Raw genomic sequence first — 25,340 nt, forward strand, 5'->3', positions numbered from 1 at the left:
TTCTCTATCTACCTACAAGGTGGCATCCATTTGGATGCTTCTATATTTGATAAAAAATACATGTATTCATCTGGTGAATCAAACTTCTTTGTATTATTTTTTTATCAATACAGACCCTAATCCATTAATCCTGCTAAAAAAAGTGATCCCCATTGGCGGGGTTTATTCCGCTCTGTTTCCATCGCCGTAAGTATAGCTTTCTGCAGGGATCTTGCTTTATTAAGCTTAGGAGTATTGATCCCCAAATAGGACCTATAAAATGTATCTACCATCTTAACAGTCATATCTCCTTCAGGAAGCGGCCAGTAACTAGCAATTGTTGATTTAGCGCCTGACCCCAAAAAAGACCAAATAGGCCCAACACTTCCCTCTTTTTTGAGATTTCCTCTTCCTAAATGGCAAGCGCTCATAAATACAAGCTCAGCTTTTAATCCGAGTAGATGCACATCTTTTGCATGAAAGTCGCCTGCGGGGTGTTTTTGATCTGGTGCTAATCTCAAGAATCCTTCAAAGACAGAGTAGGGATCATCTAAAGGTTTTTGATTAGCCACCCCATGACCTGCAATATGAATGACCCTAGAATGAGGGGCGTGTGTAAAAACGTTTCCTACAGTCGCTTCTTGCTGAGTCAGTACTTTTACATCAAAATTTTGCATAAGTGGAGCGATGATATTACGTACCTCAACTTCAGATTTTTCAAGATTATTGTATTTTTGCTCAGAAGTTGTAGGATTACCCATCAAAAGAGCTTGAGTAGGAAATTCTTTCGGAAGGTGATCTAGGAGGGAGACAATCTGCATAGAAGGAGCTATCGAAATCGGATAATTTTCAATCAGGTACTGATCTTTTTTACGATTATAAAAAGCTCCAAAAGGAAGATGGGCTAAAAAACCATCAGGAATGAAAGTGAGGGTTTTTCCAGAACCAGGTAAAGGAATATGCTCTTCTAGAGGAGCCATTAAAAGCTCGTACCAAGAAGAGAGTCTTTCTTCAAAAATCTGGTTCGGTTGTTTCTCTCCTTTTCTTGGACGCGTTTTTTCAATTTGATAAGGAAATGCTTTAAAAATGAGATCTAACCTTGAAAATACATCCTCTGGAATAGGAAGAGAAAGTGCTTGGAGAGGCTTTTTCTCAGAAGATATAATCCATACGTGAATAGAGTTGAGTTCCTTACTTAAAAAATTAAGAGAATAGATAATGAAAGTCGTATCAAATTTTTCAGCTAAATCGTACATGTTTTGAATGGAAAGAGGCCTAACATGAGAATCTTTATTCTCTTTAAAATTTAAATGTTGAAGTAGAAGAGAAGAGAGAGCTCGAGCACGTCTTGTATCAGAAATCTCTAATGCTTCAGCATTTTTACTCTGAAATAACATCCATTCAAGACCTATATAAGGTTTAGATAACTCCTCAAATATAGAGATTTGCCATTCAGCACGTTTTGCGTCATGCTGAAGCAAGGTAAAAATCTCAACACTTTTACGAAAATATTCTTCCGCTTTACCGCCTTCTCCTAAAGAATAGTATGCACTTCCCAAATTACCATAAGCAATTCCTTCTCCTATCTTATCTTGAAGCTCTAAAGCAATTTCTAAAGCGTTTACATAATTAGCAATTGCCTTATGAATCTCTTCTAGAGAATAGTAGGCAATTCCCAAATTGTTATAGGCACTGCCTTGTCCTACCTTGTCTTGAAGCTCTTGAGCAGCCCCTAAATACTTCTGATGATAATCAATTGCCTTATGAATATCTCCTAACTCCTGATAAGCATTTCCTAAATTGCAATAAGCTCCGCCTTCTCCTACCTTGTTGCGCCACTCTAGAGCAATTTTTAAAGCTTTCTCATGAAAATTGATTGCTTTATGAGTTTCTCCTAACTTCCATTGGGCATTGCCTAAATTGTTATAAGCAATTCCTTCTCTTACTCGGTCTGAAAGCTCTAGAGCAATCTTTAAATGCTTATCTTGATAATCGATTGCCTTATGAATATTTCCTAACCTTAGGTGAACATTTCCCAAATTATCATAAGCTATCCCTTCTCCTACTTTGTCTTGAAGCTCTAGAGCAATCTCTAAACCTTTATTATAGAAATCAATCGCTTTATGGGTCTTTCCTAACCCTAGGTAGGCATTTCCCAAATTGCCATAAGCAATCCCTTCCCTTACTCGATCTGGAGGCTCTAGAGCAATCTCTAAAGCTTTTTCATAGAAATCGATTGCTTTATAGATCTTTCCTAACTTCAAATAGGCATTTCCCAAATTGCCATAAGCAACTCCTTCTCTTCCTCGATCTGAAAATTTTAGAGCAATCTTTAAATATTTTTCTTGATAATTGATTGCTTGATCGGGTTTTCCTAATTCCAGATAGACATTTCCCAAATTACCATAAGCAATTCCTTCCCTTATCTCATCTTCAAGCTCTCGAGCAATCTCTAAGCCTTTATTATAGAAATCAATCGCTTTATAGATCTCTCCTAACCCTAAGTAGGCATTTCCCAAATTGCCATAAGCAACTCCTTCTTTTAATCGGTCTGGAAGCTCTAGGGCAATCCCTAAAGCTTTTGCATAGAAGCCGATTGCTTTATGATTATCTCCTAAAGAATAATAAGCATTTCCTAAATTGCTATAAGTCCTACTTGCACCCGCCTTATTTTCAAGCTCTAAAGCAATCTCTAAGGCCTTTTCATAATAAGGGATTGCTTTACGGATCTCTCCTAACTTTTGGTAGGCAATTCCCAATTTGTCATAAGCCCTATTTTCTCTTGCCTTGTCTTGAAGCTCTTGAGCACTCTTTAAAGCTTTTTCATGATAGTTAATTGCTTTACAAATCTCTCCTAAAGAATCATAAGCGTTACCCAAATTGCCATAAGCTTTATCTTCCCCCACTTTGTCTTGACACTCTTGAGCAACCTTTAAATGCTTCTTATGGAAATCTTTTGCTTTCCGAATTTCTCCTAACTGATGGTGAGCAATCCCTAAATTACTATAAGCCCTCCCTTCTTCACCCTTATCTTCTAATTCTAGAGCAGTTTTTAAATCTTTTTCGTAGTATGAGATGGCTTTTCTATACTCTCTTAATTCATAGTAGACATCCCCCCAATTCCCACAAATCAATAAAAGAGCCTCTTCTTTTGAGATCAGCTTAAAATGACTTCCTTTTCTTAATAAATACGGCTTATTTGAAACGTCTTTACACATTTCACTGATAATACCGTCATAAATTTTCCCTTTAACTTTCAGCTCAAATATTTTCTGAATCTTTACAACCCCCTCTGGTGTTTCATCAGCAAAACCATAGAGCCGAGTTTTAGTAGTTAACGAATCAGAAGAAGGTAGCGATAGTTTAATCAGCCCTGCTTCAGTAAAGGATTTTGTATGAATATCCATCTTGAACCTCAAATGATTTGATTGAAAAAGATTACTATGAAATGCATCATTCTATTTAATCAAGATTTTTTTGATCTTTGAAAAAGAGGAGATTTTTTTTAATATTTAATATAATGATTCAAAGCCATTTCTCCTTCTAGATGTAGGTTAGAGCAAAATTCATCTAAATCATGAATAGAAGACAGAATGTGGGATAAATGGATAAGAGGGTTTTAAAGCTCTTCATAAAAAAGGGCCTTCTCCTAAGAGAAGGCTTAAAAAGAAAAGAGACCTACCCTAGATTAAAAGAGAGGCAGGATTTTCGAGATACTTCTTTAATGTTTTCAAGAAAAGCGCAGCATCTACTCCGTCAATTACCCGGTGATCAGCGGAGAGTGTAAGCATCATCACTTTTCCAGGAACTACGAGCTGATTTTCTACAACAGCTTTATCTAAGATACTACTGATCGCTAAAATAGCTGCTTGCGGAGGGTTAATGACAGCGATAAAGTCAGACACATCATACATCCCTAAATTTGAAAGAGTAAACGAGCCGCCCATGTACTCTTCTCGTGAGAGTTTTCCTTCTTTAGCAAGAAGCGCAAGTCTTCTCAGCTCTTTTGAAAGCTCTCCAATATTTTTAAAATCTGCATGCCGAATAATGGGGGTGATGAGTCCATCTGGAATCGAAACAGCTACGGCTATATCAATTGTTTTAAAGCGGATGATTTTATTTTGCTCTGAGTCAAATCCGCTATTAACTTTAGGATGCTCACGGAGCGTAAGAGCGGCTGATCTCATGATGAGATCATTGACAGAAACTTTGAGCCCTACAGCTTTTAGCTGCTCTTTAATGGCAAGGAGCTTTTCACACCGAATCTCGATAGAGACATAAAAATGGGGAATAAACGTTTTTGCAGCTTGTAGCCTTGAGGCAATCGTTTTTCGCATGGGAGTAAGCCCTTCTTCCTCAAACGCCCCTGGAACTTCTTTGGGAGATTCATTGCGGCTAAAGGTGACAGGTAAATCAGGCTGTCCAAGCTCTAGATCCCGGCTTAAAATACGGTTCAAGGGACCTGATCCTTTAACGGTGCTTAAGTCAATCCCTTTACTTTTAGCTAACTTTTTTGCAAGAGGAGACGCTGCTAAATGGGCACTTTGAGGTGCCTTATGGGAGTTAAATTGATAGTTTGTCAGCGGCTCTTCCGGTTTAAAAAGAGGCTGCGTAAGTCCTATTGAAGAAGAGACTGGGGTGGTTTTTTGCTCTTTAACAGGGTTTAATGTATCAGAAGATATCTCGCTTACGATCTTTTGTATTGTAGGAGAAATACCTGTAGGGATATACCCTTCAATGCTCTCTTCTTTTGTCTCTGTAAAAATAGCCACTGCTTGATTAACAAAGGCAGAAGATCCTTGAGGGATGAGAATTTGACGTAAGTACCCCTCATCAAGAGAAGAGTGTTCAACCGTTGCTTTATCTGTTGCGATTTCAAAGAGAGTGTCTCCTACCTGAGTAAAATCTCCTTCTTGTTTACACCATTTGACAATGACTCCCTCTTCCATTGTGGGTGACAATTTTGGCATCGTTAAAGTAAATGGCATAATATCCTCTAGTGATCTTAATGTAGGGTGTCTAAAACAGTTTGCATGATGCGCTCAGCTGTTGGAATCGTCTCTTTTTCTAACACTTTAGAGTAAGGCATGGGCGTTTCTAATTGCGTTACACGGGCAACTGGGGCATCGAGAAAATCAAAACACCGCTTTTGAATTTCAAAAGCCACCTCTGCACAAATACCTGCAAAGGAGTGCCCCTCTTCTACAATCACTGCATGGTGAGTCTTTTTTACAGACTCTGTAATTGTAGCAATATCTAAAGGTTTTACACTTCTTAAATCAATGAGCTCAACGGAAATGCCTTTCGCTAAGAGAAGTTTTACCGCCTCTTTACAAAGAAGGGTCATTCTTCCGTGAGCAATTAAGGTGATATGCGTTCCTTCACTCACAATACGGGCTTTTCCAATCGGGACAAGGTACTCTTCTACAGGAATTTCCATCTTGTCATTATAAGAGAGCTCACTTTCTAAAAACAGGACAGGGTTGTTATTACGGATGGCTGACTTTAAAAGACCCTTGGCATCATACGGGTTACTCGGCGCTAAAATGATTAAGCCAGGGATATTTCCATATAGCGCCTCAACACAGTGCGAGTGTTGCGATGACACTTGAGCTGCAGCCCCGTTAGGGCCTCTAAACACAATGGGAACAGAAAACCTGTTTCCTGACATGTAATACATTTTGGCTGCATTAGAAATGATTTGATCTGCTGCCACAAAGGAGAAGTTAAAACTCATGAATTCTACAATCGGGCGAAGACCTGTCATTGCAGCCCCAATAGCAAGCCCCGTAAACCCCTCTTCTGCAATCGGGGTATCAATGACTCTTTCAGATCCCCATTTACTTAAAAGCCCTTTGGTGACTTTATAAGCGCCGTTATATTCAGCAACTTCTTCTCCCATGATAAAGACCCTAGAGTCTCTTGTCATTTCTTCATCAATGGCTTGTCTAAGAGCCTCTCTCATATCAATCAGTTGCATCTTCATAAGGAAAAAACATCCTCTCCTAAAACAATAGGGCTTGGCCAGGGGCTCTCTTCAGCAAATTCTAAAGCGTCCATGACAATCTTTTTCTGCTCTTGATCTAGCTGTTTAAATGCATCTTCTGTCAAGATGTGAGAATCGATGAGTTTTTTAGAAAAAAGGTGAAGAGGATCGCGTTGCATGCAGTTTGTTAACATTTCTTTAGAGCGGTAAAGCCCTGGATCTGAAATGGAGTGCCCTTTAAATCTTTCGGTCACAGCTTCTACTAAAACAGGTTTAGAGGTGGATTTAACTTCTTCAAAAATCGCTGAAAATCCTGCATAGCAGTTAAAAAAATCCATTCCATCTAATGTGTAAGACTTCATATTGTAAGAAATGGCCTGCTTTTCTCCGATGGGAGAAGAAGCAATAGCTCTAGAAACAGCTGTTCCCATGCCCCACTGATTGTTTTCAATCACATAGATGCAAGGAAGATTCCATAAAGAGGCGATATTTAACGCTTCATGAAACGACCCTTGAGCCACTGCCCCGTCTCCTAAAAAGCATATAGCCACACCTTCTTTCTTTAAATACTTTAGGGAAAAAGCAGCGCCTGTTGCAATGGGAACCTGACCTGCTACAATCCCAAATCCTCCAAGAAGCTGGTCGGTATAAAGGTGCATAGAGCCCCCTCTCCCTTTTGCATTGCCTGTAGATTTTCCAAACAGCTCTGCCATGAGTTCTCGGGGCTTAGCTTTTAAAAGAAGCGCGAGGGCGTGACATCTGTAAGAGGTTGCCCACCACTGCTGATCTCCCATCACATGAACAGCAGCAGTTTGAATCGCCTCTTGTCCCATATAAGAGTGGAAGAATCCCCCAATTTTTCCTTGAAGATAGGCAGACTCTGCCCTTAGCTCAAAATGGCGAATGAGGAGCATATCTTGCAGCGCTTGAATGAGCTTTTTTGGGCCCATGAGCTGCATGATCTCTTGATCTTGGCTATCAAAAAAATGGTATTTAATCGGTTGCTTTTCCATGACTGCTGTTTTTAACCTTAATAAATTTATCCCATCATCTTTAGGTTAAAAGACGGCTGGAAAAGGGGCTGCTTGGTGAATCCCTGGCATCGCCTGACGATTATTGGTAATAGGAATCGTGGAGATATAGTCTTCTTCAGGGGAGATGCGGTAGCACCCTGTCATTAAAAAGCTGAGTAGAACAAAAGTGATTTTACTGAGCTTCATCGCCTGACATCTTGCTATTTTTGATTCTCTATTCGAGAGAGCATCATACCCCTTTTTAGAATTATTGCAAACAAGTCCCTTATGCATCTTTTGCCCCTTAAGAGATCTTTTTAAGATCAATGAGCACTGGGTATCCGTTGATATCTACCGTTTCTCCCTCACATGCTATAAATTCGACTTTTAAAGAGAGTGTTTCATGACATACATAGTCTTGATGTGCCTCAAACGCTTTTTGAATGAACGCATCACTTTGAATACGGACTTCAATACGGTCTGTGACGGCAAAATCTTTTTCTCTTCGAAGCGTGTTAATGCGGTTGATAAGCTCTCTTGCAGCTCCTTCTAAAATCAGATCTTCTGATAGCTCTGTATCTAAAGCAATGGTTAAATCCCCTTCTGTCAGCGCAATGACACCCGGTTTCACTTCTCTTTCAACAGCCACATCTTCTGGTGTTAACGTCATCACGGTATCTTGAACGGTGATCTCTATGGTATTTCCACTTAAAAGAGCTTTTAGCCTCTCAAGAGAGAGCTTTTGAATTTCTGCCTGCGCCCCGTTCATAAGAGGTCCCACTTTTTTCCCTAAAATACGGAAATTGGGTTTAGCTTTGAGCGTGACAAAAAGCCCCTCTTCTTCATGAAAACAAATATCTTTAACGTTAAGTTCATCTTGAATGAGTTCTTTTTGCTCTCTTAACGATTCTAAGATAGAAGCATTTGCGCAGATGATATGCGCTGCTCTTAACGGTTGCCGCACTTTAAGATGGTGCTCTTTTCTTAAACTATGTCCTAGGCTCACAACTTGTTGAACCCTCATCATCTCCTCTTCTAAATCTTTAAGTCTAAGATTTTGATTATATTCAGGGAACTTACATAAATGCACAGAAAGCGCATCTTCTTCTTTTTTGAGTCCTTGGTAGATCGATTCACTGATAAAAGGAGCAAAAGGAGCTAGGATTTGAGAAAGCGTTAATAACACATGGTACAAGGTGCTAAACGCCTCTTCACGGTCTACTGTGGCCTCATCTTGCCAAAACCTCGATCTTGATCTCCTGATGTACCAATCGGTCAGTTTATCAATGAATTGGATGATGGGCTCAACAGCTTTTTGTAAAAGATACGCCTCCATGGATTCTGTGACAGACTGCGTTAACTGCTGAAGCTCTGATAAGATCCACTGATCAATATCTGCCTGAGGACGGAGATTAAACGCCTTGGGTGTGAAATTGTAGATATTTGCGTAAGTGGCTAAAAAGACATAGCAGTTCCAAAGCGGAATTAACACTTGTCTTACCATGAGCTCAACGCCTCTTGCCGAAAACCTTAAGTCATCTGCTGTGACAGCTGGGCTACTGATTAAATAGAGACGAACAGCATCTGCTCCAAATTGATCAATAATAAGATTAGGCTCTGGGTAGTTTTTAAGCCGCTTAGACATTTTAGCCCCGTCTTCAGCTAAAATGATGCCGTTAACAATCACGTTTTTAAAAGCTGGCTCATCAAATAACGCGGTAGAAAGAACTGTTAACGTATAAAACCACCCTCTTGTTTGATCCAGACCCTCTCCAATAAAATCGGCTGGAAACGACTGCAAAGTGAGCTCTTTATTCTCAAACGGGTAGTGATTTTGCGCATACGGCATCGATCCTGATTCAAACCAGCAGTCAAACACTTCAGGAATCCGTCTAAAGGTTTTACCCCCTTGCTCAAAGTTAAGATCATCAATAAAGTGGCGGTGAAGATCAGGTATTTTTTGCTGCGTTTTCTCTTCTAACTCTTGAACACTTGAAATGACAATGATCTCGCCATCTTCACTTCTCCAAAGAGGAATCGGGGTTCCCCAATACCGATTACGTGATATCGCCCAATCTCTTGCATTTTCTAACCACTTACCAAATCTTCCCTCTTGAATGTGACCTGGGACCCATTTAATTTTTGCATTGGCTTTTAAAAGTCTCTCTTTGAGTGTCTCAACAGCCACAAACCATGTTGTGACGGCTTTATAAAGAAGAGGGGTGTCAGATCTCCAGCAAAAAGGGTAGCGGTGACGGATCTGGGTATGTAAGAAAACTCTTCCTCGTTGCTTTAAAGACCGTATGATTTCTTTATCGGCATCTTTAACAAAGACGCCTTGATAATCTGGAACTTGAGAGGTAAATTTTCCATTTTGATCAATCGGGCAAACAGGATCAATCCCCTCTTTTTGGCAGATAAAAAAGTCTGACTCTCCAAAAGCTGGAGCCATATGCACAATACCTGTTCCATCTTCCATCGACACAAACTCATCGGTTAAGACCCGAAACGCGTGAGGATAGGACTCTTTAAAATAGGTAAACAGAGGTTCATAAGAGATATTTTTTAATTCTTTCCCTTTCATGACAGCGATCACTTCTACCTGTTTGAAATACGCACTAACTCTTGCCTCTGCTAAGATAAAAAGTTTTCCCGTTTCTAAATCTTTAATTTTTACATAAGGTTGCTCAGGATGAACAGCTACTGCTAAATTCGAGGGAAGTGTCCAAGGGGTGGTTGTCCAAATGAGTAAAGAGACATCAGGCGCATTTGTAAGAGGAAATGTAACAACAAGAGAGGGGTCATCGACATCTTTATAGTTGAGGTTCGCTTCAAAATTGGATAAGGGGGTTCCTAGCTTTGCAGAAAAAGGCATCACTTTTAACCCTTCATACACAAGCCCTTTTTTATAAAGCTCACCAAACACCCACCATACCGATTCCATGAAGGATTTATCCATCGTATGGTATGTAGAATCAAAATCAACCCACCGTCCCATCCGGTTAACCGTTGTTTTCCACTCTTTTGTATAACGAAGGACAATGCTTCTACACTCTTCATTGAACTGAGCAATTCCAAACTGCTCAATTTCAGGAGCGCCTGATAGATTATGGGCCTTTTCAATTTCATTTTCCACAGGAAGGCCGTGGCAATCCCATCCAAACCGGCGCCTTGCGTGATACCCTTTCATGGTCCAAAATCTTGGCACAACATCTTTAATGGTTCCAGCAAGGAGGTGTCCATAGTGAGGAAGTCCTGTTGCAAAAGGAGGGCCGTCATAAAAAGAGAAGAGAGGACCATTTTGAGTTTGATCGAGCGATTTTTGAAAAATTGCTTCTTTTTCCCAAAAATCTAAAATTTTGCGCTCTTTTTCTGAAAATGAATCCCGGCTACCTAATTCAAACATAATCGCTCCCCTTACAAAGAGAAGCAATTGTATCCTATTTTTCATTATGATACAATGAAGGTTATGGGGGTGAAAGGCTTCGACTAGGAAGCTGAAGATTTGTGGCATGCGGAGGTTATCGATATCCTCCTTAATCCATCGGTAAAACAGTAACTGACGAACAAAACGTCTTTGAATTAGCAGCTTAACCGCTTCCTGATTCCGATAGTTCATTGCCTGGCCAAGAGCTTTGAGTCCTATCGTCATAAATCTTGGCGTGGCTTTTCTTGTTTACCCTTTGAGAAGAAACAGCCGAGATATTCAAAGGGAAAATGGTCAGATTTGGGGCGCCTTCCAGCACTGATCATTACATAGAAGGCGATAAGCATGTAGTCATAAGTGGGATGTTTGCTTAGCACGAGAGTTCGAATCTCTCCACCTCCTAACTCTTAAAGGACCTAACAATTTAGGTCCTTTTTTTATTCCCTTTTTAAAAGCTCCAGATAATAGCAAGTGTTAAGGCAAGTATTGTGATAAGAGACCACTGAAAAATCTGTTTTGCCCAAGCCCCATTTTCATGTGTAAAAAATCCTTTTACGCTAAGTGTCATCCAAATGGTGTTAAATACCATCATAAGTGTTCCATATAACGCCCCTAAGTAGCCCCCTATATAAAGAAACATGGAGGCAACGGTAAACGCTATAATGTACCCTAATATGTACAGCTTCGTCTCTTTTAAAGAAGAAGCTACTGGAAGAACAGGAACATTTGCCTGTTGGTAATCTTTGAATCGGTAAAGGGTAATGGCAAAAAAATGGGGCATTTGCCAAAGAGCTACCATCACCCCAAGAATCCACCCATCAACCCCTACATCTCCCCTAACAGCAGAATATCCTACAAGAACGGGCATGCTTCCAGCAAGGCTTCCCGCCTCTGTGGCATACCGGCTTCTTAGTTTTAAGGGGGTGTAGATCAAGGTGTAAACACAGAGTCCTATCCAAGCAAAAAGGAGCGTACTATGAGGAGTTGTCATAGCTAAGATAAAAGATCCTAAACCCCAAAGCATCAAAGCAAAAACTTGCGCCTCTTTAAGAGACACGGTTTTCTTCACAAGCGGACGAGAATTTGTTCTTTCCATTTTTTGATCAAGTGTCACATCCCAGATGTTATTGATCACACACGCTGAGCCTACGATGAAAAAAAGCCCCATTAACATTTTGGTTAAAAGAAGATAAGAAATATCTCCTCTTGCTGCGAGAAAAAACCCAGCAGTAGCTGTGATCAAATTCCCTATAATGATGCCAGGTTTCATCAGTTTGATGTACCCCTTCATCTTAAATCTATACATTGCTACCGCCCTACTTTAATACACTCTCTTATCTCACTTCTTAAGCAAAAAGAGAGTATTAAGTAAAAACATATTTTTTTATTTATGAAAAATGAGAGGGTGTGTTACATCCAAAAAAAACTCTCCTTAAGGATAACGATGAAAACAGCTCTACTCATCTTAATGATGCTTGCCTCCATTTGCACCCTCTTCTCTTGCACCCCTTCAAAGAAAAAAACAGATTGCAATAAAGAGATCTGTAAATGCCTCTCTGACTGTGAATGCAGCTTAGAATGTGCTTGTAAAAAGCTGCTTTAAAGATTTTATTTTTAGATAAGAGATTTCTTGGATAGGCATGGGGATACCACGTTGATCAATAGCTGTTGATAAATCCACCATTTAAAAGAGCTGCAACACTAAGCACAGCTCTATGCATTTACGCTATTTGACAAGATTTTTCAATAAAAAATGTCTTTATTTTGCAGAATTAACCTACCTTCTTTATCTAGACTCTCCAGAAATCCTTGAAGGTTTAGGATCAGGCTCCATTTGAAAAAGCTCAGTCATTTGAATAGCCTCCCCATATAAATCCCTATTTTTTTCAACATATCTTCGAATGAATGCACCGTAATCGTAAACTACATTTCTATAGAGTACAGGTTGCTCTGGCCTATCTTGAAGGTAAGGGCACATATCAGTGGGTAAGAGCTTTCTATCTGCTAGAGGAAGAGAGTCCCAAGTGATGATAGATTGTCGTCTTTGATAGCACTTCCAAGGATCCCAGGTAGATAAAAAGGCTTCAAAGGAAGATTCTGATAACTCTTCTAAAATACGGTTTCCGATGGCATCTATTTCTTGATCCGAAATCGCTACACACCGTCTAAAGAGCATTTCTTTACTCTCTAGTGGAAGAGATAACATCTTTTGCAACCTAATATGAAATGCCATGTACACTTCCACTTCATCTACAAAAAGAAGTGTTTTGATATAATCTTTAATCTTTTTATTCAGCTCTTCCAGTAAGAAAAATCCTTTTCCTGCCTTTTTGAGCTCTTCAGCAGTGATCGATATGTCTTGAAGTTTTCTCAGTTTGTGGTAGAGCCCTATCTCACTTAACGTAGTCATGACACGGTCATCACAAGAGGCTAGCCCTTGGTGAATCAACAAAGCACTATGATGGCAAAACTCCTCATCTTCACTCATCATTTGAACGATTTGGAGAATCCGCCCTGCAAGCGCTTCCTTCGTTACACCATTTCGAAAATCTGCAGTTCCTGTCAGACGGTGAAGAAATTGTAAGAGGTTTTGGTGATCTTGAGCTGCTAAAAGAGTTTGATGGAGCTGATGACCTACTTTTTCAAAATCCATCAATCTGTTTTTTGCTTTTTCTTGCCAAAACTCAAGAGCTGAGAGGAGAGTATTAAACTCTATGATGTATTCTTCTTCCGATTCCATAGAAAAATGAAACTGAATTCCTTCCACGTGAAGAGCTTCTTCTTGTAATCTAGTAATAACAGTAGGAGAGAGCCCAGAGCCCGTGAGATCAATTGTACGTCTCTCTCCATTACCACAAAAGCCTAGAGTGATGATCCAATTGGGTAAAGATGTTAGATTACGGCACCCTACTAAATATAAATTTCCACCAAGATTCAGGGAATTAGGGAATGTAGTAAAAGTTGTGCAATCAGAAAGAATGAGATCTTTTTTTACTTCAAGTTCTTCTGGAAGAACTTGAAGAGCTGTACATCCAGATAGGTTAAGAGATCCTTTTACTTTAAGTCCTTTGGGGAGTGCTATAAGAGACGTGCAATCACAAAGAGTGAGATCTCCTCTTACCTCAAGTTCTTCTGGGAGAACTTGAAGAGCTGTACATCTCGATAGATTAAGAGATCCTTTTACTTTAAGCCCTTTGGGGAGTGCTATAAGAGACGTGCAATCACAAAGAGTGAGATCTCCTCTTACCTCAAGTTCTTCTGGGAGAACTTGAAGAGCTGTACATCCAGATAGATTAAGAGATCCTTTTACTTTAAGCCCTTTGGGGAGTGCTATAAGAGACGTGCAATCACAAAGAGTGAGATCTCCTCTTACCTCAAGTTCTTCTGGAAGCTGTATAAGAGCTCTACATCCAGATAGGTTAAGAGTTCTTCCCAATTTAAACGCCGTAGGAAGTTTTGTAAGAGATGTGCAGTCACAAAGAGTAAGATCTCCTCTTACCTCAAGTTCTTCTGGGAGCTGTATAAGAGCTCTACATCCAGATAGGTTAAGGGATTTTTTCACTTTAAACGCCGTAGGAAGTTTTGTAAGAGATGTGCAGTCACAAAGAGTAAGATCTCCTCTTACCTCAAGTTCTTCTGGGAGCTGTATAAGAGCTCTACATCCAGATAGGTTAAGGGATTTTTTCACTTTAAACGCCGTAGGAAGTTTTGTAAGAGATGTGCAGTCACAAAGAGTAAGATCTCCTCTTACCTCAAGTTCTTCTGGGAGCTGTATAAGAGCTCTACATCCAGATATATCAAGACTTTCTTTTATTTTAAGCCCTCTAGGTAGGACTGTAAGGCCTGTGCAATCACAAAGATTGAGGTCTCCTTCTACCTTAAGTTCTTCTGGGAGAACTTGAAGTGCTATACATCCCCTTAAAGTAAGAGATCCTTCCACTTTAAGCTCCTTAGGAAATTTTGTAAGAGATGTGCAATGAGAAAGATTAAGATCTCCTCCTACCTCAAGTCCTTCAGGGAGCTGTGTAAGAGCTGTACATCCAGATAGATTAAAAAATCCCTCCACTTTAAGCCCTCTAGGTAAGGATATAAGAGACGCACAATAAGAGAGGTCAATATCTCCTCCTACCTCAAGTTCTTTAGAGAGCTGTGTAAGAGCCGTACATCCAGATAGATTAAAAAATCCCTCCACTTTAAGCCCTCTAGGTAGGACTGTAAGGCCTCTGCAATAAGAAAGATTGAGGTCTCCTTCTACCTCAAGTTCTTCTGGAAGTTGTGTAAGAGCCGTACATCCAGATAGGTTAAGAAATCCCCCCACTTTAAGCCCTCTAGGTAGGACTATAAGGCCTCTGCAATAAGAAAGATTGAGGTCTCCTTCTACCTCAAGTTCTTCTGGGAGTTGTGTAAGAGCCGTACATCCAGATAGGCTAAGAAATCCGCCCACTTTAAGCTCTTTAGGTAGTGCTATAAGAGACGTACAATCAGAAAGATCGAGATCCCCTTCTACCTCAAGTTCTTCTGGGAGTTGTGTAAGAGCCGTACATCCAGATACGTTAAGAAATCCCCCCACTTTAAGCCCTCTAGGTAGGACTGTAAGGCCTCTGCAATCACAAAGATTGAGGTCTCCTTCTACCTCAAGTTCTTCAGGGAGTTGTGTAAGAGCCCTACATCCAGATAGGCTAAGAAATCCACTCACTTTAAGCTCTTTAGGTAGTGCTATAAGAGACGTACAACCAGAAAGATCGAGATCCTCTTCTACCTCAAGTTCTTCAGGGAGTTGTGTAAGAGCCCTACATTCAGATAAGGTAAGAGATCCCCCCACTTTAAGCCCTCTAGGTAGGACTGTAAGGCTTCTGCAATAAGAAAGATTGAGGTCTCCTTCTACCTCAAGTTCTTCAGGAAGTTGTGTAAGAGCCCTGCATTCAGATAGGTTAAGAGATCCCCCCACTTTAAGCACTCTAGGTAAGACTGTAAGGCGCGTGCAATCAGAAAGATTGAGGTCTCCTTGTACCTCAAGTTCTTCAGGAAGTTGTGTAAGAGCCCTGCATTCAGATAGGTTAAGAGATCCCCCCACTTTAAGCCCTCTAGGTAGGACTGTAAGGCCTGTACAATAAGAAAGATCGAGATCCCCTTCTACCTCAAGCTCTTCAGAGAGCTGCGTAAGATCCCTACATCTATATAGGTTAAGAGATCCTCCTACTTTAAGTCCTCTAGATAGGACTGTAAGGCCTGTGCAACAAGGAAGATCGAGATCTCCTTCTACCTCAAGTTCTTCAGAAAGATGTGTCAAAGCTGTACAGCTTGATAAACTAAGAGAGCCCCCTACTTTAAGCTTTTTTGGTAAAGTTGTCAGAGACGTGCAATCAGAGATGTTAATATTAAGCCCTACATCAAGTTCTTCAGGAAGATGCGTCAGAGCTGTACATCTAGACAGGTCAAAACTCATCCCTACCCTAAGTTTTTTTGGTAGCGTTGTAAGAGATGTGCAGTAAGAGATAGTAAGATATTGTTCTACTTCCAGTTCCTCAGGAAGAGCTTGAAGAGCTGTACATTGCCAGATATAAAGAGCCCTTCCTATTTTAAGCTCTTTAGGCAGTGTTGTAAGACCTGTACAATCAAAGAGGTGAAAATCTAATCCTACCTTAAGTTTTTCAGAGAAAATTTGAAGAGCTGTACATCCCGAGAGCTTAAGAGAGCCTCCCACTTTAAGTTCTTTAGATAGGATAATAAGAGCTGTACAATCAGAAAGATCAAGATCTTCTTCTACCTCAAGTTCTTCAGGAAGATGTGTCAAAGCTGTACATCCTGAGAGCTTAAGAGAGCCTCCCACTTTAACCCTCTTCAATATCGCTGTAAGAGCCTTGCAATCAGAGAGGTCAAGATTTCCCCTCATCTCAAGTTCTTCAGGAAGATGTGTAATGGCTGTACATCCTGAGAGCTTAAGAGAGCCTCCTACTTTAAGCCCCTTCGGTATTTCTGTAAGAGATATGCAGTTAGAAAGATCAAGATCTTGTTCTATCTCAAGTCCTTCTGGAAGATGTGTCAAAGCTGTACATCCTGAGAGCTTAAGAGAGCCTCTTATTTTAAGTCCCTTCGGTATTTCTGTAAGAGATGTACAGTTAGAGAGATCAAGATCTTGTTCTATCTTAAGTTCTTTAGGGATCACTTGAAGAGCTGTACATCTTGATAGATTAAGAGAGCCTCTAACTTTCATCCCCTTAGGGAGTGCTGTAAGAGATATGCAATCAGAAAGATAGAGATCGCCTTCAACCTCAAGCCCTTCAGAAAGATGTGTTAAAGCTGTGCTTCCTGACAAAATAAGAGATCTGCCTACCTTAAGACCTCTAGGCATTTCTGTAAGAGCTGTATAATCAGAAAGATTAAGATCTTTTCCAATTTCAAGCTTTTGGAATAGAAGAGTGAGTGCTGTACATCCCTGTAGTTCAAGAGATCCTTTCACTTTAAATCCCTTAGGTATTTCCATAAGGGATGTACAATCAGAAAGGTTAAGATCTTGTTCTACATCGAGTTTTTCAGGAAGAGTTTGAAGATGTGTACATCCTAATAGACTAAGAGATCCTGCCACTTTAAGCCCTTTTGGTATTGCGGTAAGAGCTGTAGAATAAGAAAGATCAAGATCTTGTTCTATTTCAAGTTCTTCAGGAAGATGCGTCAAAGCTATACATCTTGAAAGGGTAAGAGAGCCTCTAATTTTAAGGCCCTTAGGAAGTGTTGTAAGAGAGGGGCAATCAGAAATATTAAGAGAATAGGGTACATCAAGGCCTTCAGGAAGGTGTGTCAAAGCTGTACATCCTGATAGATGAAGGGATCCCCCTACTTTAGGTCTAGGGAATTCTGTAAGAGCTGTACAATCAGAGAGGCTAAGATAATCGCCTACCTCAAGTCCTTCAGAAAGATGTGTGAGAGCTGTACACCCCAACAGGTAAATAAAATCCTTTACTTTAAGTTTTTTAGGTAACGCCGTAAGAGAGGTGCAGTGCAGTATCCTTAAACTCCCCTCCACTTCAAAATTTTCAGGTAAAGAAGAAAGTCCAGAAAAATAAGAAAAAGTTACATCTCCTTTGACTTTAAGTTTGTGAGGCAAAAAGCAAAAGTCCTTATCAAGGTAATTGACCTCCTCTATATCTGAGAAATCAGCAAGAGATTGATCTCTACAGATCAGCGCTCCCTCTATTTCAACATCTTTAGATTGTAAAAGAATAAAAGCACTCCCATTAGAGCCACAAATATCCACATTGCCTTTAATCAAAATTTGATCTGGCAAGTATTCTTCCGCATTTAATTGCTCTAATTCCTCTGCCAAAATGACCTTATAAGATTCTGTATTTTCTAGATGAGTCACTTGAGTGATGTGGTGAAGGGGCGAGCAATTAATATTTGAAATATGCACTATGATCCTCAATATTTTTTTAATAAAGGTCTATATCTTTCATAATTTTTGATTTAATTGCATTAAAAAAAATATAAAAAGAAAAGGCGTATTACATGGGCCTATAAATACTTAGAGTGTGTTGCCCTTATCCATAGGCAATCACAAAATGGATAGCCTCTTATACCAAAGAGAAAAATAGATGAGATGATGCTCAATATGAACACTATACAATCATATAATATTAGCAATCTTACGGCCTTGCTTTGAGAAAATGCATTCAAATAATCAATAGACTTCTTTCAAAACTAGAATTTTGAAGAGAGTTCATATAAAATATTTCCTTTGTTGCATAAGGTTTCAAAATATAGAAAAAAATGCTTATAATTCTCTTTTCCCAGGAACTTTTATCTACTTTTTCAGCTCATTTTAAGCCCTTTCCCCAAGACAAATGCAACACATCCGAAATCATAGTAAAGTAGATGCTTCCCCTCCATCGAAAAATCCGGAAAAATAACTAGAGTCAATCTAGGGCTGTTTTAGGTTAGATAGAGCACTACAGATGGAAAATTCTTGAGAAAAAGGATCTCTTTTTAAGCCCCCATTACCATCATCTGATGGTTGAGGTTATTCATCACCCAAAGAGATCCTCCAATCACAACAAAAAGAATGCATAACGTGAAAGCTAAAATACCCATACCCCACTGAGAGTTTTCTTCAAATCCTATTTGAAGAAAACAGATCATTTGGACAAGAATTTGCAAAAAAGAGAGCACTATCACTGTTAGTGATATCCAGTGACTACTCACGAGTTTCATTTTGATGGTGAGGTAAGTCCCTAATATGATAAGAGATGAAAGAGCCCACCCTGTTATTGTGGGAATAAATTTCTGATTCCACTTAGAAGAATAACTCATCATAAGGCCGCTCCTTTTAAGATGATAAGTGACCAAATAAGCACCCAAACGATGTTGAGAAATTGCCAAAACAGTTTTAGACAGTTAGCTCTTCTGATATGCACTCTTAGATTTAACTTCGTTTTAAAAGAAAGTAGCAAAAGAGCTGTCCATAAAAGTCCTAATATCACATGCAACGTGTGCGTTCCTATCACGGTATAAAATGCAGAAAGACATCCATTACTATCCCATCTGTACCCTTGATAGGTTAACTGCTGAAACTGCTGCATTTGCAACTTTAAAAAAATGAATCCAAGACAAAGGATCGAAGCTAGAGAAACCCCAGCAACCTGTTTTTTATTTTGATAAAGAAAGCTTAAACTAAGTCCTGATATTGCACTTAACGTTACAAAAGTGATTGTTTGCATCAAGAACGACTCTTGAAACCCCTTTCCTTGGAGTGATTTCATAACCTCAGGGTTAAAGAGAACAAAATAGGTCGCAAAAAGAGTTCCAAAGAGAATGAGGTCACTAAGTAAATAGATCCAAAAACCCAGCACTGTTTTTTCATGAAGCGCCTCTTGCTCCTTAACGGCATGAAGATGAGGCTCTATCTTATCTTTTCTTTGCCCTCTCATAACATATCCTTAGAGACAGTAAACTCTGTCTCCTTTGTATAAAATCTCACAAAAAGAGCGCCAAGAATCAAAATAGCGCTAATGATGGCTAGCCAAAATAAATACCAAATCATCCCAAATCCCAAAAGAAAACTGAGCATTCCAATAAAGGGGCCAATTCCGCTATTTTTCGGCATATGAAACGGCTCATCACTTAACTGCTCCCTTTTCACGCCTTGCTGCTTGAGTACCCAAAATGCATCTTTTTCTGTAACGATGGGAATAGTTGCAAAATTATAAAAAGGAGGAGGTGACGCTGTCATCCATTCTAACGTTCTTCCATTCCAAGGATCTCCTGTCTTGTCTTGATCTTGTTCTTTGATGCTTATATAAAGCTGAAGAACTTGAAGTCCAAACCCGATCAACATGATAAGCGCGCCAATTGATGCCACAATAAAAAGAGGTTGCCATCCTAAAGATGCGCTATAGTGAGAGAGTCTTCTCGTAGCTCCCATAAGGCCTAAGATATAAAGCGGCATGAAGGCGACAAAAAAACCGATGATCCAACACCAAAACGCATATTTACCGATCCTTTCATTGAGCTTAAACCCTGTAAATTTAGGGAACCAATAAGAGTAGGCAGCAAAAAAACCAAAGAGAACCCCTCCAATAATCACTGTATGAAAATGAGCGACTAAAAATAAGCTATTATGTAGCTGAAAATCAACAGCTGGAATGGCCATTAACACACCTGCCATACCTCCTAGTGTAAAGGTGACGATAAACCCTAAAAACCACAGCATAGGTGTTTTAAAATGCACCCTTCCCCTATGCATGGTAAAGAGCCAGTTAAACACCTTCACACCTGTAGGAATCGCAATCACCATGGTCATAATGCCAAAAAATGCATTTACATTCGCTCCTGCTCCCATGGTAAAAAAGTGGTGAAGCCATACAAGAAAAGAGAGAAAGGCAATACCCATTAAAGCAGCTACCATCGAGGTGTAGCCAAAAAGCCTTTTTTGAGAAAAGACCGACACAATTTCAGAAAAAACCCCAAATGCGGGAAGCACTAAAATATACACTTCCGGATGTCCCCATGCCCAGATGAGATTCACATACATCATGGGGTTACCTCCTAGATTAGAGGTAAAAAAATGGGTCCCGATCAACCGATCGGTTGTGAGCATGCTGGCTGTTGCAGTCAGTATGGGAAAAGCAAAAATCACAAGTAGCACAGTTGCAAGCGATGCCCACACAAAAATCGGCATCTTCATGAGCGTCATTCCAGGACACCGCATTTTTAAAATCGTCACAAGAAAGTTAATGCCAGAAAGAAGAGTTCCCACCCCTGAAATCTGCACGCTCCATAGCCAATAATCCACACCTACTCCTGGACTATACTCTAACGTAGAAAGAGGGGGGTATGCTGTCCATCCCGTGCCAGCAAACACCCCAATAACAAGTGAGACTAAAATAAACAAAGAGCCTGAGCTAAAGAGCCAAAAGCTTAAAGAGTTTAAAAAAGGGAAAGCGACATCTCTTGCTCCAATTTGTAAAGGAACCAAAAGGTTCATCATCCCAAATGTGACTCCCATACCTACAAAGAAAATCATCGTGACGCCGTGAGCGGTAAAAATTTGCTGAAAGTGAGACGGGCTTAAATACCCCATTGAACCCTCAACTGCCATGGCTTGCTGCGCTCTCATCATCCCTGCATCAATCAGCCCTTTTGAGAGCATGATAAAAGAGACAACAATGTACATGATCCCAATCTTTTTATGATCAACCGATGTGAGCCACTCCTTCCATAGCCATTTCCATTTATGGAGATACGTTAAAAGGATGATCACACCAATGAGCCCTAAAAACATCGAAAACCCGGCTGCATATTCAATCATATCGTGCTTAAAGGCATGAAGAGAGAGTCTTCCCATCATGAGGCTAGCCTGTCTATTGTTAAAGAAGGGTCTTGCATGAGAATCTTATGAAAGAGCTTAGGGTCTTCTACACGGTAAAATGTGACTGCATGACTAGTCGTTGGAACTTTAAGAGCTCTATATTCTTCTTGTGTTAAAGGAGAAGAGAGTTGATAAATATTGTGACTCCACTTCTCAAATTCTTGAGTTGTCACGGCTTTTGCTTTAAACGTCATTTCAGAAAACCCTTTGCCGCTAAAATTGGCTGACATTCCGTAAAACTCCCCCTCTTCATTTGCCATTAAGTGAAGCTGTGTTTGCATCCCTCCCATGGCATAAATTTGCCCCCCAAGTTCTGGAATCCAAAAAGAGTTCATGGGAGCATCTGCTGTAATGTTAAACTGAATAGGTCTATTTTGAGGGAAATAGATCTCTCCAATAGAGGCGATCTCTTCTTCTGGATAAATAAAGAGCCACTTCCATTCAAGAGCTACTACCTCAATCACAAGAGGCTTCTCATCAGAGACAAGCGGTTTATAAGGATTTAGAGAGTAGCTACTTCTCCAAGCCATGACAGCTAAAATGGCCACAATGCCTAAGGGAATCAGCCACCATATCACTTCTAAAAAATGGTTATGTTCAAGATCTGGAGCATAGTTTTTAATAGAATCTTTAGCCCGGTAGAAAAAAGCAAAAGAGATCATGAGAACTAAAACAGGAATCACAACAATGAGCATGAGAGAAAAGGCTGTGATGAATAAATCTCTCTCCTCTAAACCAATTACTCCCTTAGGAGAGAGAATGACCATATTGAGCTTCCCTAAAAGCTTTTCAGCAAAAAAGGCAAGTGCCCCTATCACGGCAATACTCCCTAAGATCCAGCCAGCAATTTTTATTTTCACTTGAAAATACCTATTAACCTTCTAAAGAATATCTGCCGCAATCGCTGCAAGTTCAGATCTCTCTGTTTTTTCAAGGAAAACGTGGCCATAATTAGGATATCCTCGCATTTTTCCTACCACATAGGTTAAAGCGTTGGAATCTTGATCAAGATACGGATTATCAATTTGAGTTGGATCTCCTGTTAAAACCACTTTAGTCCCCTTGCCAGCTCTTGATATAATGGTTTTAACTTCATGCGGGGTGAGGTTTTGCGCCTCATCAATGATGATATACATCTTAGGAAGCGATCTTCCCCGGATATAGGTGACAGCTTCCATCTCAATTTTTTTACTCTCTAAAATCCACTCTTTAGCATCTTCTCCATTCTTTTCACTTGTGGCTGAAGAAGAGAGAAATTCTAAATTGTCATAAATGGGCTGCATCCAGTGGTACAGCTTCTCTTCTTTAGTTCCTGGAAGATATCCAATATCTTTCCCTAAAGGCATAATCGGTCTACTCACTAAAATCTTGGTATAAACTCCCTCATCAAACACCTTTTTAAGACCAGCTGCAAGCGCAAGAAGGGTCTTTCCCGTCCCTGCTTGCCCAATTAATGTCACAAGATGAATATCATCACGAAGGAGAAGATCAATGGCACACTTTTGCTCTAAGTTAAGAGGTAAGATGCCCCAAATATTTTTCGGGAGTTTGAGAAGAGGCTCAATTCTTTGAGTGATGCCATTCATCTTCCCTAAAGCTTTGCCCTCATCCCCTGATACCATTTGCACATATTCATTAGAAGAGAGATTCTCTAGATGAGAAGATAGTTGTCCATTTTTTAAAAAGAGGTCAAGATCACTCTTGGGAATGTTAAGTTTTCTTATCCCTTTATAAAGCTTTTCGTAAGAGAATTTTAAGTTTTCATAATCTTCTGCTTCAACGCCGATCGATTCAGCTTTTACCCTTGTTACAAAGTCTTTAGAGACAAGCACAACATGGTAGCCAGATTCCTTAAAAATAGATGCCGTGAGAAGAATTTTATGCGTTGCTCTATCTAAGGGAAAAGGGAAATGTCTTTTTTCAGGAAGCTTTAAATCCATATGGATTTTAATACAAATCCCGTTTTCAATCATGACCCCCTGACTTAAATCTCCCCTTTCAGCTTTTAAAGAGTCGATATAACGCAGGACATACCGCACATTTTTTCCAATCTCATCGCTATTTCTTTTCATGGAATCGAGCTCTTCAAGAACAGCAAGCGGAATCACAACATCATTTTCATGAAATTGCTTTAGGGCATCCCTGTCATGAATGAGTACATTGGTATCAATGATAAATACTTTTCTTGCCATACGCCTCTACTATGTAATTGATTTTTTTATCTCACCATATAGAATTTCTTTTCTAATATCAATTGTTTTCATAATATTACTGATAATCAACAGCTTAAAACACATTTTCAGCACTTATGATGAAAAAGCGCTAATTTTGTTGATCAGATGAAGATCATGCATTATAATGGAATTTAAAAGAGCGAAGGTGCTTATGAAAATCACAAGTCAGATCGTATCAATTCCTCCTTACATTTCCACATCATGGAAAAACATTGTCTCCTTTCACACTAAAGGAGATTCTTCAGAGCAAATCGTGATTGTGGAGCTTAAAAGCGGAGATAAAGTCTTCATTCCTGATTTAAAACAAGAAGAGATTACAACTCTTTTTCTAGCTCACGCAAAGTTTCTAGAAGAGTCTCTTCAAGAGCCTGCTAAAGAAATCAAAGCGGCAGCTTTTTCCCCGCCCTTTCCACTTCCCTTTCTCTTTCCTAATTTTGAAGGGTTTTCAGCGCTTATTCAACACGATATAGACAAGAAAGATCATCCAAATCTCCCCCCTGAACTTATGGAAAAACTTGTCCCTATTTTACAAACCCTTATTTCAGAAGAGCCTAATCTCTTATCTCCTTCTGAGCCAGATTGCAACTGCCCTCACTGCCAAATCATGGAGCACGTATTAGGATCAACTGATGCGTTCATAGAAGAAGATGACGATGTTGTTTCTCTAGAGGAACTTAAGTTCCGGGTATGGGATATTGAAGAGAAAACGCCAAGACTCTACAACGTGAAAAACCCCTCTGATGCAAAAGAAGAATACACTGTGTTTTTAGGAACCCCTCTTGGATGCACATGCGGATTTTCAGGGTGTGAACATATTCAAGCTGTACTGAAGAGTTAAAGTCATTTTCTCTCTTTTATCAAAAAAAGTAGGCGTGGAATGTTTTCTAAGATAAGAACAAACTCTTGAGAAGCTTTACAGGAAACATTCCCTTGATTTTAACCCCTTTTTGAGGTGTAATAGATAGCTATGGGCAAATTAATCTTTGAACACAATGGTGAAGAATTTGATGTTCCAAATGGAGAAGGTATCGCCTCCATTTGCGAAGAAGCAGGAGTCCCTTTTGCTTGTACAGAAGGAATCTGTGGAACATGTGTCATTGAAGTTGTAGAAGGGATGGAAAATCTCTCTGACTTCAATCAAGAAGAAGCAGACTTCTTAGGAGACCTTGGAAATGAGCGGCTTGCATGTCAATGCAAGCTTCAAGGTGGATGCGTAAAAATTAAGTTTTAAGGAAAATCAATGACAGATCAAATTACAAAAGAAATGACAATCGAACAAATTTTAACCGCATTTCCTCAAAGAAGCCAAAAGCTTGCTCAAGAGATGATGAATGCAGGTCTAAATTGTGTCGGATGCGGCGCAGCTGTTTGGGAAACGTTGGAAGGCGGGGTCTTAGGTCACGGTTTTAATGAAGAACATCTAGAAAAACTCCTTGCAAAACTCAATCTCATTCTTCAAGAAAAAATCGACTTATCCACCATTACACTCTCTCCTAGAGCTGCAGAAAAATATAAAGAAATCTTAGAAGATGAAGGAAAAGAAGGGTGGGGATTAAGATTTGCAGATCGAGCCGGCGGCTGCAGCGGATTTGAATATGTTCTTGACTATTCAGAAGCTCCCTCTGAAGAAGATGCTGTCTTTCATTCTGAAGGGGTAGAGATCCACATTCAGAAAAACTCTGTTGACCGTCTTAAAGGGTGTGTGATTGATTTTGTAGATGGACTTAACGGTTCAGGCTTTAAAATCACCAATCCTAATGTGAAAGGGTCTTGTGGTTGCGGGAAATCTCAAAGCTACTAGAAAACCTTAAAAAGATCACTCAATGATCATCCCTTC

16 protein-coding genes and 1 other RNA gene are annotated in these 25,340 nt (G+C 39.8%); 5 read left to right on the plus strand and 12 right to left on the minus strand.

From position 1 onward, the window contains the following. Window positions 1–3,662 precede the first annotated feature (3,662 nt). The 5 genes from ACI7T6_RS03515 to ileS are packed head-to-tail and all read right to left on the minus strand — an operon-like array spanning window position 3,663 to window position 10,384. Window positions 3,663–4,967: a dihydrolipoamide acetyltransferase family protein gene (locus ACI7T6_RS03515; protein ID WP_404665039.1), complete on the minus strand. Its 1,305-nt coding sequence runs from the start codon at window positions 4,965–4,967 to the stop codon at window positions 3,663–3,665. 17 nt (window positions 4,968–4,984) lie between these two features. Further along, window positions 4,985–5,965, minus strand: a complete 981-nt coding sequence (locus ACI7T6_RS03520) for a pyruvate dehydrogenase complex E1 component subunit beta (RefSeq protein ID WP_404665040.1) — start codon at window positions 5,963–5,965, stop codon at window positions 4,985–4,987. Continuing rightward, window positions 5,962–6,978, minus strand: a complete 1,017-nt coding sequence (gene pdhA, locus ACI7T6_RS03525) for a pyruvate dehydrogenase (acetyl-transferring) E1 component subunit alpha (protein WP_404665041.1) — start codon at window positions 6,976–6,978, stop codon at window positions 5,962–5,964. The genes ACI7T6_RS03520 and pdhA overlap by 4 nt, the downstream gene beginning before the upstream one ends. Before the next feature lie 45 nt (window positions 6,979–7,023). Further along, on the minus strand, window positions 7,024–7,272 hold the full coding sequence (locus tag ACI7T6_RS03530; RefSeq protein WP_404665042.1) for a hypothetical protein: 249 nt from the start codon (window positions 7,270–7,272) through the stop codon (window positions 7,024–7,026). A gap of 10 nt (window positions 7,273–7,282) precedes the next feature. Continuing rightward, window positions 7,283–10,384, minus strand: a complete 3,102-nt coding sequence (gene ileS / locus ACI7T6_RS03535; protein WP_404665043.1) for an isoleucine--tRNA ligase — start codon at window positions 10,382–10,384, stop codon at window positions 7,283–7,285. 65 nt (window positions 10,385–10,449) lie between these two features. Between ileS and ssrA the strand changes: the two genes are divergently transcribed. Further along, window positions 10,450–10,807, plus strand: a transfer-messenger RNA (tmRNA) gene (gene ssrA / locus ACI7T6_RS03540). 46 nt (window positions 10,808–10,853) lie between these two features. On the opposite strand, the gene cyoE is transcribed toward ssrA, so the two are convergent. Further along, entirely contained in the window at window positions 10,854–11,711 is an 858-nt protein-coding gene (gene cyoE, locus ACI7T6_RS03545; protein WP_404665044.1) for a heme o synthase, read from the minus strand. Window positions 11,712–11,849: 138 nt separating this feature from the next. On the opposite strand from cyoE, the gene ACI7T6_RS03550 reads away from it, so the two are divergent. After that, on the plus strand, window positions 11,850–12,008 hold the full coding sequence (locus ACI7T6_RS03550; RefSeq protein WP_404665045.1) for a hypothetical protein: 159 nt from the start codon (window positions 11,850–11,852) through the stop codon (window positions 12,006–12,008). A 183-nt stretch (window positions 12,009–12,191) separates the two neighbouring features. Here the strand turns inward: ACI7T6_RS03550 and ACI7T6_RS03555 are convergent, their stop codons facing one another. The 6 genes from ACI7T6_RS03555 to ACI7T6_RS03580 all read right to left on the minus strand — a co-directional run bounded on the left by ACI7T6_RS03555 (window position 12,192) and on the right by ACI7T6_RS03580 (window position 23,461). Then, window positions 12,192–17,816, minus strand: coding sequence for an NEL-type E3 ubiquitin ligase domain-containing protein (locus tag ACI7T6_RS03555; RefSeq protein WP_404665046.1), 5,625 nt, complete (start codon window positions 17,814–17,816; stop codon window positions 12,192–12,194). Between the two features lie 572 nt (window positions 17,817–18,388). Continuing rightward, window positions 18,389–18,715: a cytochrome o ubiquinol/quinol oxidase subunit IV gene (locus ACI7T6_RS03560; protein ID WP_404665047.1), complete on the minus strand. Its 327-nt coding sequence runs from the start codon at window positions 18,713–18,715 to the stop codon at window positions 18,389–18,391. Beyond that, window positions 18,712–19,329 (minus strand): cytochrome c oxidase subunit 3, encoded by a 618-nt coding sequence (locus tag ACI7T6_RS03565; protein ID WP_404665048.1) that lies wholly within the window; start codon window positions 19,327–19,329, stop codon window positions 18,712–18,714. Before ACI7T6_RS03565 ends, ACI7T6_RS03560 begins: the two co-directional genes overlap by 4 nt. Then, complete coding sequence (locus ACI7T6_RS03570) at window positions 19,326–21,248, minus strand: cbb3-type cytochrome c oxidase subunit I (RefSeq protein ID WP_404665049.1); 1,923 nt, start codon at window positions 21,246–21,248, stop codon at window positions 19,326–19,328. Before ACI7T6_RS03570 ends, ACI7T6_RS03565 begins: the two co-directional genes overlap by 4 nt. Next, window positions 21,245–22,129 carry a ubiquinol oxidase subunit II gene (gene cyoA / locus ACI7T6_RS03575; protein WP_404665050.1) on the minus strand — a complete coding sequence of 295 codons (885 nt, stop codon included), beginning with the start codon at window positions 22,127–22,129 and terminating at the stop codon, window positions 21,245–21,247. Before cyoA ends, ACI7T6_RS03570 begins: the two co-directional genes overlap by 4 nt. A gap of 21 nt (window positions 22,130–22,150) precedes the next feature. After that, entirely contained in the window at window positions 22,151–23,461 is a 1,311-nt protein-coding gene (locus tag ACI7T6_RS03580) for a PhoH family protein (RefSeq protein WP_404665051.1), read from the minus strand. Window positions 23,462–23,654: 193 nt separating this feature from the next. Between ACI7T6_RS03580 and ACI7T6_RS03585 the strand changes: the two genes are divergently transcribed. The 3 genes from ACI7T6_RS03585 to ACI7T6_RS03595 all read left to right on the plus strand — a co-directional run bounded on the left by ACI7T6_RS03585 (window position 23,655) and on the right by ACI7T6_RS03595 (window position 25,304). Continuing rightward, window positions 23,655–24,341: a hypothetical protein gene (locus tag ACI7T6_RS03585; RefSeq protein WP_404665052.1), complete on the plus strand. Its 687-nt coding sequence runs from the start codon at window positions 23,655–23,657 to the stop codon at window positions 24,339–24,341. 129 nt (window positions 24,342–24,470) lie between these two features. Beyond that, window positions 24,471–24,734, plus strand: a complete 264-nt coding sequence (locus tag ACI7T6_RS03590; RefSeq protein WP_404665053.1) for a 2Fe-2S iron-sulfur cluster-binding protein — start codon at window positions 24,471–24,473, stop codon at window positions 24,732–24,734. Window positions 24,735–24,743: 9 nt separating this feature from the next. After that, complete coding sequence (locus ACI7T6_RS03595; RefSeq protein ID WP_404665054.1) at window positions 24,744–25,304, plus strand: iron-sulfur cluster assembly accessory protein; 561 nt, start codon at window positions 24,744–24,746, stop codon at window positions 25,302–25,304. Window positions 25,305–25,340 lie beyond the last annotated feature (36 nt).

Origin of the sequence: Rhabdochlamydiaceae symbiont of Dictyostelium giganteum (genome assembly GCF_964291045.1) — a bacterium.
Lineage (GTDB): Bacteria > Chlamydiota > Chlamydiia > Chlamydiales > Rhabdochlamydiaceae > PALSA-1444.

Coding starts and splice junctions, on each gene's coding strand:
- ACI7T6_RS03515 (WP_404665039.1), bottom strand. CDS start 4,967: ATGCCATTTACTTTAACGATGCCAAAATTGTCACCCACAATGGAAGAG.
- ACI7T6_RS03520 (WP_404665040.1), bottom strand. CDS start 5,965: ATGAAGATGCAACTGATTGATATGAGAGAGGCTCTTAGACAAGCCATT.
- pdhA (WP_404665041.1), bottom strand. CDS start 6,978: ATGGAAAAGCAACCGATTAAATACCATTTTTTTGATAGCCAAGATCAA.
- ACI7T6_RS03530 (WP_404665042.1), bottom strand. CDS start 7,272: ATGCATAAGGGACTTGTTTGCAATAATTCTAAAAAGGGGTATGATGCT.
- ileS (WP_404665043.1), bottom strand. CDS start 10,384: ATGTTTGAATTAGGTAGCCGGGATTCATTTTCAGAAAAAGAGCGCAAA.
- cyoE (WP_404665044.1), bottom strand. CDS start 11,711: ATGTATAGATTTAAGATGAAGGGGTACATCAAACTGATGAAACCTGGC.
- ACI7T6_RS03550 (WP_404665045.1), top strand. CDS start 11,850: ATGAAAACAGCTCTACTCATCTTAATGATGCTTGCCTCCATTTGCACC.
- ACI7T6_RS03560 (WP_404665047.1), bottom strand. CDS start 18,715: ATGATGAGTTATTCTTCTAAGTGGAATCAGAAATTTATTCCCACAATA.
- ACI7T6_RS03565 (WP_404665048.1), bottom strand. CDS start 19,329: ATGAGAGGGCAAAGAAAAGATAAGATAGAGCCTCATCTTCATGCCGTT.
- ACI7T6_RS03570 (WP_404665049.1), bottom strand. CDS start 21,248: ATGATGGGAAGACTCTCTCTTCATGCCTTTAAGCACGATATGATTGAA.
- ACI7T6_RS03580 (WP_404665051.1), bottom strand. CDS start 23,461: ATGGCAAGAAAAGTATTTATCATTGATACCAATGTACTCATTCATGAC.
- ACI7T6_RS03585 (WP_404665052.1), top strand. CDS start 23,655: ATGAAAATCACAAGTCAGATCGTATCAATTCCTCCTTACATTTCCACA.
- ACI7T6_RS03590 (WP_404665053.1), top strand. CDS start 24,471: ATGGGCAAATTAATCTTTGAACACAATGGTGAAGAATTTGATGTTCCA.
- ACI7T6_RS03595 (WP_404665054.1), top strand. CDS start 24,744: ATGACAGATCAAATTACAAAAGAAATGACAATCGAACAAATTTTAACC.